This is a genomic window from Nocardia sp. NPDC003482, from assembly GCF_053588115.1.
On record NZ_JBSFPI010000022.1, the window covers coordinates 118,340 to 131,808 of the forward strand.

General features: G+C 69.5%; 13 protein-coding genes and 1 other RNA gene. 7 read left to right on the forward strand and 7 right to left on the reverse strand.

Annotated features, from left to right (window positions below; translation table 11 throughout):
* Positions 1-86: 86 nt before the first annotated feature.
* From ACWDSJ_RS29825 to ACWDSJ_RS29835, 3 genes are all read right to left on the reverse strand, one after another.
* Complete coding sequence (locus tag ACWDSJ_RS29825; RefSeq protein WP_450035832.1) at positions 87-1,529, reverse strand: RNB domain-containing ribonuclease; 1,443 nt, start codon at positions 1,527-1,529, stop codon at positions 87-89.
* Positions 1,530-1,543: 14 nt separating this feature from the next.
* The gene (locus ACWDSJ_RS29830; RefSeq protein WP_450035833.1) at positions 1,544-1,813 is read right to left on the reverse strand and encodes a hypothetical protein; all 270 of its coding nucleotides are present in this window, start codon (positions 1,811-1,813) and stop codon (positions 1,544-1,546) included.
* 785 nt (positions 1,814-2,598) lie between these two features.
* Positions 2,599-3,402, reverse strand: coding sequence for a slipin family protein (locus tag ACWDSJ_RS29835; RefSeq protein WP_450035854.1), 804 nt, complete (start codon positions 3,400-3,402; stop codon positions 2,599-2,601).
* Between the two features lie 180 nt (positions 3,403-3,582).
* Between ACWDSJ_RS29835 and ACWDSJ_RS29840 the strand changes: the two genes are divergently transcribed.
* The 3 genes from ACWDSJ_RS29840 to ACWDSJ_RS29850 all read left to right on the forward strand — a co-directional run bounded on the left by ACWDSJ_RS29840 (position 3,583) and on the right by ACWDSJ_RS29850 (position 6,450).
* A complete protein-coding gene (locus ACWDSJ_RS29840; protein ID WP_450035834.1) occupies positions 3,583-4,344 on the forward strand; it encodes a bestrophin-like domain in 762 nt (253 codons plus the stop codon).
* Between the two features lies 1 nt (position 4,345).
* Positions 4,346-5,509, forward strand: a complete 1,164-nt coding sequence (locus ACWDSJ_RS29845) for a hypothetical protein (RefSeq protein ID WP_450035836.1) — start codon at positions 4,346-4,348, stop codon at positions 5,507-5,509.
* Positions 5,510-5,589: 80 nt separating this feature from the next.
* Positions 5,590-6,450: an NmrA/HSCARG family protein gene (locus ACWDSJ_RS29850; protein ID WP_450035837.1), complete on the forward strand. Its 861-nt coding sequence runs from the start codon at positions 5,590-5,592 to the stop codon at positions 6,448-6,450.
* Positions 6,451-6,648: 198 nt separating this feature from the next.
* Here ACWDSJ_RS29850 and rnpB read toward each other — a convergent pair.
* Positions 6,649-7,056, reverse strand: an RNA gene (gene rnpB, locus ACWDSJ_RS29855) — RNase P RNA component class A.
* 111 nt (positions 7,057-7,167) lie between these two features.
* Between rnpB and ACWDSJ_RS29860 the strand changes: the two genes are divergently transcribed.
* The 3 genes from ACWDSJ_RS29860 to ACWDSJ_RS29870 all read left to right on the forward strand — a co-directional run bounded on the left by ACWDSJ_RS29860 (position 7,168) and on the right by ACWDSJ_RS29870 (position 9,170).
* Positions 7,168-8,055, forward strand: coding sequence for an alpha/beta hydrolase (locus ACWDSJ_RS29860; RefSeq protein WP_450035839.1), 888 nt, complete (start codon positions 7,168-7,170; stop codon positions 8,053-8,055).
* Entirely contained in the window at positions 8,052-8,546 is a 495-nt protein-coding gene (locus tag ACWDSJ_RS29865) for an N-acetyltransferase family protein (RefSeq protein WP_450035840.1), read from the forward strand. Before ACWDSJ_RS29860 ends, ACWDSJ_RS29865 begins: the two co-directional genes overlap by 4 nt.
* 105 nt (positions 8,547-8,651) lie before the next feature.
* On the forward strand, positions 8,652-9,170 hold the full coding sequence (locus ACWDSJ_RS29870; protein WP_387361409.1) for a TrmH family RNA methyltransferase: 519 nt from the start codon (positions 8,652-8,654) through the stop codon (positions 9,168-9,170).
* Between the two features lie 5 nt (positions 9,171-9,175).
* Here ACWDSJ_RS29870 and ACWDSJ_RS29875 read toward each other — a convergent pair whose 3' ends face one another.
* Both ACWDSJ_RS29875 and ACWDSJ_RS29880 read right to left on the reverse strand, forming a co-directional pair.
* A complete protein-coding gene (locus ACWDSJ_RS29875; protein ID WP_450035856.1) occupies positions 9,176-10,396 on the reverse strand; it encodes a bifunctional RNase H/acid phosphatase in 1,221 nt (406 codons plus the stop codon).
* Between the two features lie 5 nt (positions 10,397-10,401).
* The gene (locus ACWDSJ_RS29880) at positions 10,402-11,139 is read right to left on the reverse strand and encodes a zinc ribbon domain-containing protein (protein ID WP_450035842.1); all 738 of its coding nucleotides are present in this window, start codon (positions 11,137-11,139) and stop codon (positions 10,402-10,404) included.
* 151 nt (positions 11,140-11,290) lie between these two features.
* Here ACWDSJ_RS29880 and ACWDSJ_RS29885 point away from each other — a divergent pair, with 151 nt between their 5' ends.
* On the forward strand, positions 11,291-11,728 hold the full coding sequence (locus ACWDSJ_RS29885; protein WP_450035843.1) for an OsmC family protein: 438 nt from the start codon (positions 11,291-11,293) through the stop codon (positions 11,726-11,728).
* Positions 11,729-12,144: 416 nt separating this feature from the next.
* Here the strand turns inward: ACWDSJ_RS29885 and ACWDSJ_RS29890 are convergent, their stop codons facing one another.
* The gene (locus ACWDSJ_RS29890; RefSeq protein WP_450035845.1) at positions 12,145-13,275 is read right to left on the reverse strand and encodes a Nif3-like dinuclear metal center hexameric protein; all 1,131 of its coding nucleotides are present in this window, start codon (positions 13,273-13,275) and stop codon (positions 12,145-12,147) included.
* Positions 13,276-13,469 lie beyond the last annotated feature (194 nt).

Genomic DNA, 13,469 nt, shown 5'->3' on the forward strand with positions numbered 1-13,469 from the left:
CTTTATTCGAATCCGCACCCCTTGCAGGGCTACATAACGGGTGCGGATTCGAATAAGGGGTGCGGCTGGGCTGCCAGGCGGGGGGCTCAGTCGGCGGGGAAGGCGAAAACGACGGAGCGGGACGGGGGTTCGGCTTCCACAAGACGGACGCGGACTCGCCAGCCTTCCGGCGGAGAACCCAGGCAGCGGCCCGCCACCGGGGGCTCGGCGACGAAGATCTCCGCGGGCCTGCTGCCATTGGCCTCACGAACCACCACCGCGTCGAACACCGCCCCCACCCGCGCGGCGAGCACCGTGGCCTCGGTGAGATCGATGCACGCCCGTTCGACCTTGCCCGCGAGCGCGTCGCTGCGCCGCATGCTCTCCACCACCGGCCCGAGCCCATCGCGCACCCAGGACGGCACCGGCGCACCGGCACAACGGGCCAGACAGATCTCGGTGGCGAAACGATCCCCCAACCGCCGCAACGGCGCGGTGACATGCGCGTAGGGCGCGCCGATTCCATTGTGCCGCAAGTCTTCCGGAGCCCCGTCCCCCAGCACCGTGTACGTGGCGCCACGCAACAGCGAGGTGGCGTCCGACATCAACGCCATCCCCGCGGGCGCGTTCGGATCGAGCCCGGCCAGCATCCGCGACACCGGCACCTCGGCGGGCCAGTCCACCTGCAACGCGGCCGCGGTGCGCCGAATCGTCTCGAGCGCCGACCGCGACGGCGCGGGCATCGTGCGCAGCAACCCCGAACCGTCCCGGTCGTCGGCCTCGAGCATGAGCCGCGCCGCGCACATCCCGGTCAGCAGCGAGACCTGTTCGTTCCAATCGTCGGCGGGCGTCCGCGGTTCCAGCACCAGCCGCCACTTCGGCGGCGCGCCGTCGTCCCGCCCGTCCGGCACGACCGACTGCGCGGGCAGCCGCAGCCCGATCGCGCCCCGCGCGAGGCCCGCCTCGATGCGCAGCCGCCCGAATTCGGGCAGCGCGGCGATCGAGGGATGCGCGCGCCCGGCGTCGAAATCGGCCTGCACCCCGGCGTAATCGAGCCGGGCCCGGGAGCGCACCAGCGCGCGTTGCACCGAAAACCGTTGCGGCTCAGCATGTTCGTCACATTCGATGGTCCACAGCGCCGCGGGCCGGTCCTGATCCGGCAACAGGCTGGCAGACCCTTCCGACAACACCGGCGGATGCAGCGGCACGGTGCCATCGGGCAGATAGAAGGTTTGACCCCGCTTCAACGATTCGCGGGCGAGCGCCCCGCCGGGCGCGATGACGGCTCCCACATCCGCGATGGCGTAATGCAGCAGGAAACCGGTGGGTGTTCGTTCCAGAGCCAGCGCCTGGTCCAGATCCAGCGCGCCGGGCGGGTCGATCGTCACGAGGGGAATGTCGCGGCGATCGGCCCGGGAGCCCGCGAACGCGTCGACCGCGTCGCGGGCCTCCGAGACGGCCTCGGCGGGATAATCCGAGGCCAGCCCGAATTCGGTTCGTACCGCGCCGAAGTCGACCGGCGCCGAGACGATCCGCTGATGCAACTCCACGCGTGGGCGCTGACCTACTGCAGGGCCAGCATCGTGCCGTTCAACTGATCGAACGGCCCGTACACGGTGAACACGACCCGGCCGTCCGGGTACTGCGCGGACAGATCGGCCGCCGAGTTCAGCGCCTGCCCGAACGACGCGGCCGACGGATGGGGCAGCGTGGCGATGGCGTTCCCGATGTGGGTCTGGTGCACCCACTGGGTGTCCCCCGGGCTGAGGTCGACCTGCACCCCACCCGGCAACGGAGTCACCGAGACCGCCGACGCGGACCCGGCCCCCAACACAGCCAAAACCGAAGCAGCACCGGCAATCATGGCACCGGCGACCAACTTGCGAACCACTCGCATAGAGACAGAACCTGCTTTCCGACGTCGTTGACACCCACAGCTCCGTTGCTGCCCCCCGACAACGGAACCTTCCAACGCGCAACACTCTATGACGTTTGTCACGGCCGAATCCAGTCGAGCCAGGATCTTCGCGCGCGCCCCGGCGAGCCGCACCCCGTCGGTCTCGCGTTCGACCGGCCGTCGCCCTTCCAAACGTGGCGGACGCCACCCCTATCCGCTCGAGGCCCGGGGTGCCTCGGGATTCCCGTCTCCGAACCGTAGCGCCCCCGCAGTCGCCCCGCACCGGCGCGCCGCCGAATTCGCGAGAAACCGATTGGTACCCTTTGCCCGAATCAGTCCCTCCGCGTCACCGTCGCGCCGCCTCGCACCCAACAAGATCAAGAGCCGATCCGAATAACTCCCCCCGGCACACCATCGAAGGGCAGCCCGGTCGCACACCCGCGCGACCCCGACACCCAGCGCACCTGCGCCGCCCCCGCTCCACTGCTACTGTGGCCCGTGCCGCGGGACCGGTCGGTCCCATGCACCAACCACGTCGACAACCAAGGGAGTTCCGCACCGTATGTCGTCCATCGTCTACGACTACCTGCTGCCACTGCTCGGCCCCGAGCAGGCCACCTACTGGGCCCAGATCTTCGTCATCAACCCGGTCGGCTGACCCGGCACCTCGCATCCCGCCGGTTGCGGACCGGCCAGGGCGGCACCGATTCCGGTGCCGCCCTTCACTTTTCCCGATATCCGCGGTCGTCCGAGCGCTCCGGCTCCGGCGTCGACCGCTCCAGAAACCGCAACAGCTCCACCGGAAACGGCAGCACCAGCGTCGAATTCTTCTCCGCCGCTACCTCGACCACCGTCTGCAACAGGCGCAGTTCCAGCGCGGCCGGGGCGCTCGACATCGTGGCGCCCGCCTCGGCCAGCATCTGCGACGCCTGCAATTCGCCCTCGGCCGTGATGATCCGGGCCCGCCGCTCCCGCTCGGCCTCGGCCTGCCGCGACATCGAGCGCTTCATCGACTCCGGCAGCGCGACGTCCTTGATCTCGACCCGGTCGATGTGCACGCCCCACGCCAGCGCGGGACTGTCGATCATGAGCTCGAGGCCCTTGTTCAGCTGCTCGCGATTGGACAGCAGATCGTCGAGTTCGCTCTTGCCGATGATCGAGCGCAGCGAGGTCTGCGCGACCTGGGCGACGGCGAACAGATAGTCCTGCACCTCGACCACGGCCTGCACCGGATCGACGACCTTGAAGTACACCACCGCGTCGACCCGCACGGTGACGTTGTCGCGGGTGATGCCCTCCTGCGCGGGCACCGGCATGGTGACCAGCCGCATCGGCACCTTGCGCATCCGGTCGACGAACGGAATCAGCAGGCGCAGACCGGGATCGCGGACCGCGCGCACCCGGCCGAACCGGAACACCAAACCCCGCTCGAACTGTTCCACAACCCGTAGTCCGGTACTGGCGACGAGCGCGCCCAGCACCACCCCCAGCATCAGGACGACCCCGAGGATCACCAGCACATCCATGTTCCACCGCCACGCGCGCGCCCGACACGCCGAGGCCGGGCTCATCCATCGATGATGGCACCATCCGATGACACCGCGGCAACGAATATTCAGTGACCGCAGCTGATTTCGATCTTGTCAGCCGGTGTTGGTCGCGTAATGCATTAAGGCCGGTCGGTTTTCGGGAAAGGTGGGGGTCCGATGATTCAGGCGCTGCTGGTCGCCGTCGTCTCCGCGGCCGTCGCGATGGCGGTCTTCGTGGCCGGGGCGCGGGCGTGGCCCCGCTCCTGGCAACAATCCGACGACCATGCCGCCGGGGGCATGGTGTTCGACATGATCAACACCTTCTTCGTGGCCGTGGTCGCCTTCGTCGTGGTGCTGTGCTGGCAGCAGTACGACAACGCCGAGAGCCACACGGTCGAGGAGTCCAAGGCGTTGATCGACACCTATTGGATCGCCCACGAGCTGCCCGACCAGGACCGGCAGCGCGTCCAGGGGCTCGTGCGCGACTACACCGAACAGGTCCTCGGCCAGGAGTGGACGGTCATGGACCACGACGCTCGGCTCAGCGCCACTCCGCAACGCACGCTCGAATCCCTGCGCGACACCGTCTCCGCGCTGCCTACCGACGACGAGGCGGCGAAGGATCTGCGCGACAAGGCCCTCGACAGCGTCCGCCAGATCAACGCCGCGCGCCAGGACCGAGCCGTCGACGTCCGCCGCGGGATTCCCGAATTCCTCACCATCGCACTGTGGTTCGGTACGGTTCTGGTACTGCTGAACCCCGTCTTCTCCGGCTTCCGCGTCACCCTCAAGAACGTCCTGATGATCGGCCTGCTCGGCCTCGTCATCGGCCTGGTCCTGTTGCAGATCAACCACCTCGAACGACCGTTCTCCCACCTGACCGTCGTCCCCCGCGACGCCTTCGAGAACGCGCTGTCCAACTACGACCAGGTGACGTGACATGACCGGGTTTTCGCGAAAGACATTGCGGGACAGCGCAATAGTGACCGTCGCCGTCCCCGCGGCCCTGTTGTTCTCGGGTCCGTCGGCGGTCGCGCAACCCCCGGTGCCCGGCCTCCCCTTCGGCACCGGGAGCGCCGCGCCCGGATCGGCCGATACGGGAAGTTCCGGCGAGGATATCGGGATCCCCTTGGAGCTAGGCTCCGCGACGCTCAAACCGCCTGCGGCCAAGCCGAATCCCGTGGCCCGTACAACTCCCGCACCCGCGCCGGAGGCACCGGCCGAGACCCCCATCGCCATCCCCGGACCCGCCACCGGCAGCGTGCAGACCGCATGCGCCGGAAGCGCCGTCCTCGGTGGGTCGGCTTTGCTGCTCGCGCTGGCCACGGGTAGTGGGACCGGATCAGGTTGGGGTAGTGCGGGTTCCAGCTTGTTCGGTACCGGTTCGGCGCTCGGCTCCGCGCTCGCGGGCACGGGTTCCGCGCTGGGATCGGCTCTGCCGGGCGTCGGGTCAGCCCTCGGATCCGGACTCGCGGGCACGGGTTCGGCGCTGGGTTCGGCATTGCCAGGCGTCGGTTCGGCCCTCGGGCCAGGGCTCGCAGGCACCGGCTCAGCCCTCGGCTCAGGGCTCGCAGGCACCGGCTCAGCCCTCGGCTCAGGGCTCGCAGGCACCGGCTCAGCCCTCGGCTCAGGGCTCGCAGACACAGGCTCCGGCCTCATCGCCCCCGGCTCAGCCTCCGGCTCCGGCCTCGTCGGCACCGGCTCGGCCCTCCTCGGCACCGGATCCGCCCTGGGCTCCAGCGAATTCGGGCTCGGCAGCGCCGCGGTCGGCAGCGCGGCCACCGGAAGCGCCCTCCTGACCTGCCTCCTGCTCATCCCCGTCCCCAACGTCCCCGAACTCCCGCTCCAGATCCCCCCGGCAACACCCACACCCCCACCCCTCCCACCGCCCCCACCCGCCGTCCTCGCGGCCGCACCACCCGAACCCGCACCCCCGCCCGCTCCCCCGGCGCCCCCGCGAGCCGCCGCCCGCCAAACCCCGAAACCCCCTCCCCCCGTACCGATCCCGGGTGACTGGAACACCATGCGAACCATGAGCTACCTGATCATCTCCATCCTCGCGGGCGCGGGCGCCGCCAAGGCCGCGCGCCGCCGCCGCGCCTGACGGGGACTAGAAATCGGGGCGCACGTTCCGTATCGTTCCCAAGCGGGGCGCACGCTCCGCTTAATCGAGAGGGAACGATCATGGACAGATTCGTCGTCGTCACCGGCGCGACCGGACAACAGGGCGGCGCGGTCGCGAAACACCTTCTGGCCCAAGGCTGGCCGGTCCGCGCACTCACCCGCGACGCCACCGCACCCAAGGCCCGAGCCCTGGCGACGGCCGGAGCCGAAGTCGTCGAGGGCACCTTCGAGGACGAGGCGACCATCGACCGGTACCTCGAGGGCGCCTACGGCCTCTACATCGTGCACCCCGGCCCCATCTCCCCCGACCAGGACGAAATCCGAGCGGGCAAGCTCCTGGCCGACGCCGCCGCGAAACACGATGTGGCCCATATCGTTTACAGCTCCGCCCTGGGCGCCGACCGCATCGGCGGCGAGAAATGGGAGATCGAACAGCACCTCACCGCGCTCGGCATCTCCGCCACCATCCTGCGCCCGAGCTCGTTCATGGAGAACCTCTACACCCAATCCGAGACGGTCGGCGTCCACTCCGGCGCCCTCCGCACCGCGCTCGCCCCCCACATCCGCCAGCAGTTCATCGCCCTGGACGACATCGGCGCGATCGCCACCCGGGCCTTCACCGACCCACCCCGCTTCCGCGCCCGCACCCTCGAACTCGTCGGCGACGCCCTCACCCCACCCGAAGTCGCCGCCAAACTCACTGCGGCCGTAGGCCATCCGGTCCCCTACCGCCAACGCTCGATAGAAGACCTCCGCCGCATCAACGAACGCTTCGCCCGCGGCTACGAACTCCTCAACTCCACCGACGGCACCATCCCCGACGTCGACATATCCGAACTACGATCCCTCCACCCCGACCTCATGAACTTCGACACCTGGCTCCAACGCACGGGCTTGGAGTTGCTCCGCCCACTGCTGTGAGCGAGAGGAGGTCGCGATCCCTCCACCCGGACCTCACGAACTTCGACACCCGGCTTCAGCGCAGAGGCTCGGACCTGCTCCGGCCACATATGTGAGCGAGAGGAGGTCACGCCTCCTCCACCCGGACCTCATGGACCTCGACACCTGGCTCCGACACAAGCTCGTTGCGCCGCCCACCGCCATAACCAAAAGAAAGTGAGGACGAGTCGGTCTATAAGCCGGATCCTGTCCCGGTCGAAACCGGGGGCGGCCATCCATCTGGGTGCACCGTCACCGGGCACCTCGAGCGGTCCACCCGCAGGCTCGGGCGAGCAGCCCTCGGACACCTGCGCAGCCGCACTCCGGGGAGTGCGGCCTTCGACCTTGCTCCGGGCGGGGTTTACCTAGCCGCCCCGGTCACCCGGGGCGCTGGTGCGCTCTTACCGCACCGTTTCACCCTTACCGGCGCTGTGCGCGCCGGCGGTCTGCTTTCTGTGGCACTGTCCCGCGGGTCACCCCGGGTTGCCGTTAGCAACCGCCCTGCTCTGTGGAGTCCGGACTTTCCTCGGCGACGGGCAGCGACACCACCGTGCCCGTTCCCGTCGACGCGGCCGCCCGACCGACTCGTCGGGACAGATTATGCCCCACGGTTGCCCGCCGCGGGATTCCGGCACGGACGTCCGTCGCCCGAGGATCCGGATCGGCGGCGGAACCACGGAGCAAGTACGGTATTTCGGCATGGAGCGTGTCGAGGTGGGGTTCCCGTCGGGAAGCGAACAGTGTGCAGCGTGGCTCTATCTGCCGGACGGGCCGCCGAAGCCGCGGCCGCTGGTGATCATGGCGCACGGTCTGGGGGCGGACCGTCAGATGGGTCTGGATCGGTACGCGCGGCGGTTCGCGACGGCCGGAATGGGCGTGCTGGCGTTCGACTATCGCCATTTCGGCGCGAGCGGCGGCCAGCCCCGGCAGCTGATCAATATCGCCCGCCAGCGTGACGACTGGCGCGCGGCCATCGCCTTCGCCCGCACGCTCCGGGGCTTCGACGCGACGCGAATCGCGTTGTGGGGCAGCTCGTTCGGCGGCGGGCACGTGTTGTCGATCGCGCACGAGGACGACTACCTCGCCGCCGTCGTGGCCCAGGTCCCGTTCGCCAGCGGCCGCGCGTCGACGATGGCGAAGGGCCCGATCAGCGTTCTGAAGACCGGCACCCTCGCGATGACCGATCTGGTGGTCGGCCCGATCCGCCGCAAGCCGATCGGCGTGCGCGTCGCCGGGCGGCGACATTCGGCCGCGCTCATGGCCGCACGTGACGTGCCCGAGGGCTTCGGCCGCCTCGCCGAGGAGAGCGAGCACTACCAGCCCAAGGTCGCCGCCCGCTTCGGCCTGTCGGCGTTCTTCGACGCCCCGTGGCGGCGCACGAAGGGCATCAAGGTCCCGGTGCTGTACGCCCTGTGCGACAACGATTCCGTGGCCCCGATCGCCCCGGCCCTCAAGGCCGCCGAGCGCACCAAGCACGCGGTCGTCAAGCGGTATCCCATCGGCCACTTCGACATCTACTTCGACGACTGGTTCGAGAAGGCCGTCTACGACCAGATCGAATTCCTGGTCTCGGTGCTGCGGCCGTGACGACCCCGCCGCCCGGCATCCGGGTCCGGCATCTCGGCGCCGAGGACTGGCGGGTCGCCCGCGCGGCCCGCCTCGGCGCGCTGGCCACCTCCCCGCCCGGCTCCTTCTCCACCACCTTCGAGGAGGCGGCCGACTGGGACGAACGCCGCTGGCGGCACTGGCAGGCGAGCAGATCGCTGTTCGTCCTCGAATCCGACCCCGGCCCCGTCGGCTGTGCGGGCGTACTACGGGAATCGTCCGGTCCCGTACTGGTCTCGGTGTGGGTCCACCCCACCGTTCGCGGCACCGGCGCCTCCCGCCTGCTGATCGGCACGATCGTCGACCACGTCCGCGCCGCGGGCGACACCACCCTGCGCCTGTGGGTGGTCGAGGGCAATACAGCCGCCGAGAAGCTTTACCACGCAATGGATTTCGAGCCCACCGGCCGCCGTCAGCTGACCGCGGCCCACAGTCCCCACTACGAGTACGAGATGATCCGCCACCTCGCCTGAGCTATCCTGGAGGCCCCGTTCGTCCGACGATGGCCCCGGTGCGCCGCGAAGCACCCCGCACATGACACCTCCACTCCTCCCCGGGAAGGCCACTCCCGCCCGCCGATGACGCCGCCGCGGGCCCGCACGCCCGCCGAGATCCGTCGGCACCGCCGCCCCCGCGCCCACACCTGCTGGAATCACCTCATCGCCGCACCGCTGTGGCCCAAGCACACCGCGAACCTCGGCACCCTCCTGCGCACCTGTGACGCCGTCGGCGCCTGCCTCGCCGTCCCCCGAAAGCCTTGGGTCCCAGAGGCTTTGGCTCGCGGCAACACCCTGCGCAAACCGACCTGCGTGCACTGGCTCGACGCCCGCCCGGACCGCTGGCTCGACCGTCAGCGCACCGGCGGCGCGGCCATCGTGGGCGTGGAACTCACCGACGAATCCATCCGCCTCGCCGACCTACCCCCAGCCCGCCGCCGCACCATCGTCGTCCTCGGCAACGAGGGCTACGGCATTCCGCCGGACGGCCTGGAACGCCTGGACGTCGCCGTCGAGATCCCCATGGTCGGTACCGGATCCAGCCTCAATGTCGCGGTGGCCGCGTCGTTGGTGCTCTACAAGTTGGCCGGATTGTGTTGAGCGCCTTACAGATACGACGTGTCGTTCACCAACCGCACCGAGGCCCCGCCATCCGGATAGAACTCCGCGATCGACAGCGACGCCAGATCCAGATGCAGCCGGTACAGCAGATTCGACCCCACCCCCAGCGCCAGCTGGAGCAGCGTCTTGATCGGCGTAACATGGCTCACCACAACGACATTGCGGCCCGGGTACAGCGACAGCAGGTCGGCGCGGACCGCTTCGACGCGCTCGCGGACCTGATCGAAGCTCTCCCCGTGGGGCGCGGGCAGCGACGGGTCGCCGAGCCAGCGGCGGTGCAGATCCGGATCCCGCTGTGCCGCTTCGAGAAACGTCAATCCCTCCCAGTCACCGAAGTCGGTTTCGATGAGGCCGTCGAGGACTCGCACCGGAACCTGCAGGGCCTGCGCGGCGGCCTCGGCGGTTTCCTGCGCGCGGCCGAGCGGGGAGGTGACGACGGCTGCGATATCGCCTTTGGTGGCAAGGTGTTTCGCGGCTCGGGCGGCCTGATCGCGGCCGAGAGCGGTCAGTGGGGGGTTGCCCCGGCCCGAATAGCGGCGCTGCACCGACAGTTCCGTTTGGCCGTGCCGCAGCAGCAACAGCCGTGTCGGGCGGCCGCGCGCGCCCGTCCACCCGGGGGCGGCTTCGGCTGGATCGGTGGTCTTCGCCGCGCCGACCTCGTCGACCCAGCTGGGCAGCTGCCGCTCGTCGCCTGCCGGAACGATATCGCCGACCGAATCCTTTTCGCTCACAAACACTTTCGGCGCGGAATCGCCGGGAATCGTACGGTCCCAGCCCTCGGCCTCCCGCACCTCGTCGACGAGCTTCGCATCGTCCATCGCCTCGTTCGCCAGCCGATCCGCGTACGAGTTCTCCGCGCGCGGAATCCACTGGAACGCAACACGATCGAATCCCGACACCAGCCCGCGCGCCCGCTCGGCGAGCGGAATCATGGCCTCGTGTTTGACCTTCCACCGCCCCGACATCTGCTCGACGACGAGTTTGGAGTCCATCCGGACCTCGACCTCGCTGGCCCCGAGCTCGGCCGCCGCCGCCAAACCCGCCAGGAGACCGCGATATTCGGCGACGTTGTTGGTGGTGACGCCCAGCGACTGCTTGCGTTCGGCCAGCACGTGGGCGTGGTTCGCGTCCCACACCACCGCGCCGTACCCGGCGGGACCGGGATTGCCGCGCGATCCGCCGTCGGCCTCGACGATCACGAGCATGCCGGTCACAACCCGGATTGCTTGGTGCGCACCAGGATCGCGCCGCATTCGGGGCAGCGCACGACCGTCTCGGGCGGGGTCTGCGTGATGCGGGAGATCTCGCCGCGGTCCAGTTCGATCCGGCAGGCGCCGCAGCGCCGCGCCTGCAACAGCGCCGCGCCCACACCGTGCTGGGCGCGCTGCCGGTCGTAGATGGCGAGCAGATCGGCCGGGAACGCGGTGAGCAGCCCCTCCCGATCGCGCGCGCACCGCTCGGCGGCCACGTCGAGATCGGCCACGGCCTGATCGCGCAGGCGCTGCGCGTCGGCGAGGTCCGCCTCGGCCTTGCTCAGATTCGCCCCGGCGTGCTGATGATCGGCGGCGGCGGCCTCGCGGCGCTCCATCACCTCGAGCAGATCGTCCTCGAGGACCGCGCGGCGGCGTTCCAGGCTGGTCAGCTCGTGCTGCAGTTCCGAGAGCTGCTTGGCGCCGACGGCGCCGCCGTCGAGCATGCCGCGGTCGCGCTGCTCGCGCTTGCGGACGCCGTCGATCTCGGTCTCGAGCTTGCGGATGTCGCGGTCGAGGTCGTCGATGAGGATCTCGACCTTCACCGCCGCGTCCTTGCGCGCCGTGCGCTCCTCCTCCAGCCGCCGCACCTCCTGCTGCTCGGGCAGCACCTTGCGGCGGTGCTCGATGCGCGTCAGTTCGGCGTCGACGGCGGCGAGATCGAGCAGCTTGGCCTGGATCGGTGGTTCGACATTCAACGCGGAACTAACTCCTCGGCACATGGACGGTCGAGCGCCCGGTCGGGCACCCAGCACAGACCTTCAACCGTACCCCGCCCGTACCCGAACGCACCCGACCCCCACGGATAATCGGCGGCGCCCGACACCGGGCGTGTGGCACTCTCCGGTCATGCACAGCTATGCGGTCGAGATCGTCTGGACGGGCGCGACCACGGGTTATCGCGCGTACTCCCGCAACCACGAGGCTTACGCGCCCGGCCGCCCACCCCTACCCAGCAGCGCCGACCCCGTCGTCGGCCGCGGCGACGACGACCGCTGGAATCCGGAGCTCCTGCTCGTCGCATCGCTGTCGCAGTGCCACATGCTGTGGTATCTGCATCTGTGCACCAGCGCGGGGATCGTGGTGACGGGGTATCGGGACGAGGCGGTGGGGACCATGGACGAGACACGGTTCCAGCGGGTGGTGCTGCGGCCGCGGGTGACGATCACCGATCCGGGGCGGGTGGAGGAGGCCGTGGGGCTGCATGGGGAGGCGCATCGGCGGTGTTTCATCGCCAATTCGGTGAACTTTCCGGTTGAGCATGAGCCGGAGGTGGTGGCGGGATAGGGGCGTTGGGCGCGGGCGAAAGTGGTGGTTTTTATCGCCAATTCGGTGAACTGCGCCAGCCCTCGCCCACGCGATCCGGCCGGGCGTGCAACGAGGTGGTCGAGCACGAGCCGGAGGTGATGGCGGGATAGGGCATTGGGCGCGGGCGAAATCAGTTGTGTTTCATGCCAATTCGGTGAACTGCGCCAGCCCTCGCCGACGAGATCCGATCGGGCGTGCAACAGGATGGTCGAGCACGAGCCGGAGAGGTGGCGGGATGGGGGTATCGGGCGGAAAAGTCGGCGGTGGGGGGCCGTCGCGAGGGCTCGGACCGAGGGCTCTTCGGGCCGCCCACAAGCGAACGCCCGCCCATGAGCGGCGGGTCGGCATCGGCTTGGAGGCGGGGCGCGTCCCCGCCTCTTCGACAACGGATTCGATCAGTCGTCCGCGGCCCCGAGCGTCCACGGGTCGGTGCGGATCGGGCAGACCCGAGTCTGCAACTGCGGCAACGCGTTTCGAACGATACGCTCGGCCTGCGCGCACCACGGGAATTCCGTGGCCCAATGGGCGGCGTCGATGAGCGCCGGGCCGCCCGCGCGCAGGTGCTCGTCGGCGGGATGATGGCGGAGGTCGGCGGTCACGTAGACATCGACGCCGAGCCGGGACACGGTGCCCAGGAACGAATCTCCCGCCCCGCCGCACACGGCGGCGGTACGAATCATCCGGTCCGGATCGCCCGCCGCCCGCACACCCCACGCGGTCGCGGGCAACGCGGCCCGAACGCGAGCGGTGAACTCGCGCAACGTTTGTGGGCGCGTCAGCTCGCCCACCCGCCCGAGTCCCACGGTGTCCGGCAGCGTGGCCCGCTCGGTCACGTGAAAAGCCGGTTCCTCGTACGGATGCGCCGCCCGCAAGGCCGCGAGCACCGCGCCCCGCTTCGACGGCGGCGCGACCACCTCGACGCGCTCCTGCTCGACGGTCTCGAGCTTCCCCACCGTTCCGTTCGCCGGTTCGGCCCCCGCCAAGGGCCGGAACTGGCCGAAACCCGCGTTCCACGAAGCGCTTTCGCCATAATGCCCGCCGCCACCGGCCCCCGCCGCGAACAGAGCCGCCAACACCCGTTCCCGAAATCCCACGGGCACCTGCACGACCCACTCATCAACGGCCGCAGCATTTTTCGGCTCCAACGGGCCCGTGACCTCGATACCCAGCACCTCGGCTAACGCATCCGAAACCCCCGGGAACGCCGAATCCGCATTCGTATGCGCCGTGAACAACGCACACCCGTTCCGAATCAACTTGTGCACCAACGCCCCCTTGGGCGTCCCCGCCGCCACCGTATCCACCCCCCGCAACAACAACGGATGATGCACCACCAAAACCTGAGCCCCCCACCGCACGGCCTCCTCCACCACCCCCTCCGTGGCATCCACCGCGAACAAAACCCGCCCCACCAACTCCCCCGAATCCCCACAAACCATCCCCACCGAATCCCACCCCTCCGCCAACCCCGGCGGATAAGCCCCCTCCAACACCCCCACCACATCCCCCACAGTCGCACCCACCACCAAACCTCCTCCCAATCCAATCGACCCCCCAAAACCTACCGCCCCCACTCCCACGCCCCCACCAACCCAGCCGCACCCTAATGAGGTGTAGCGGGTCCGCTGATACGGCAGACTTGCTGTCGGTAGCGGCTGGTGGGTGAGCACTGTTGTGGCTCCCAGGGCTTCGAGTCCTGAATAAAGATCGTGCCCCCGCC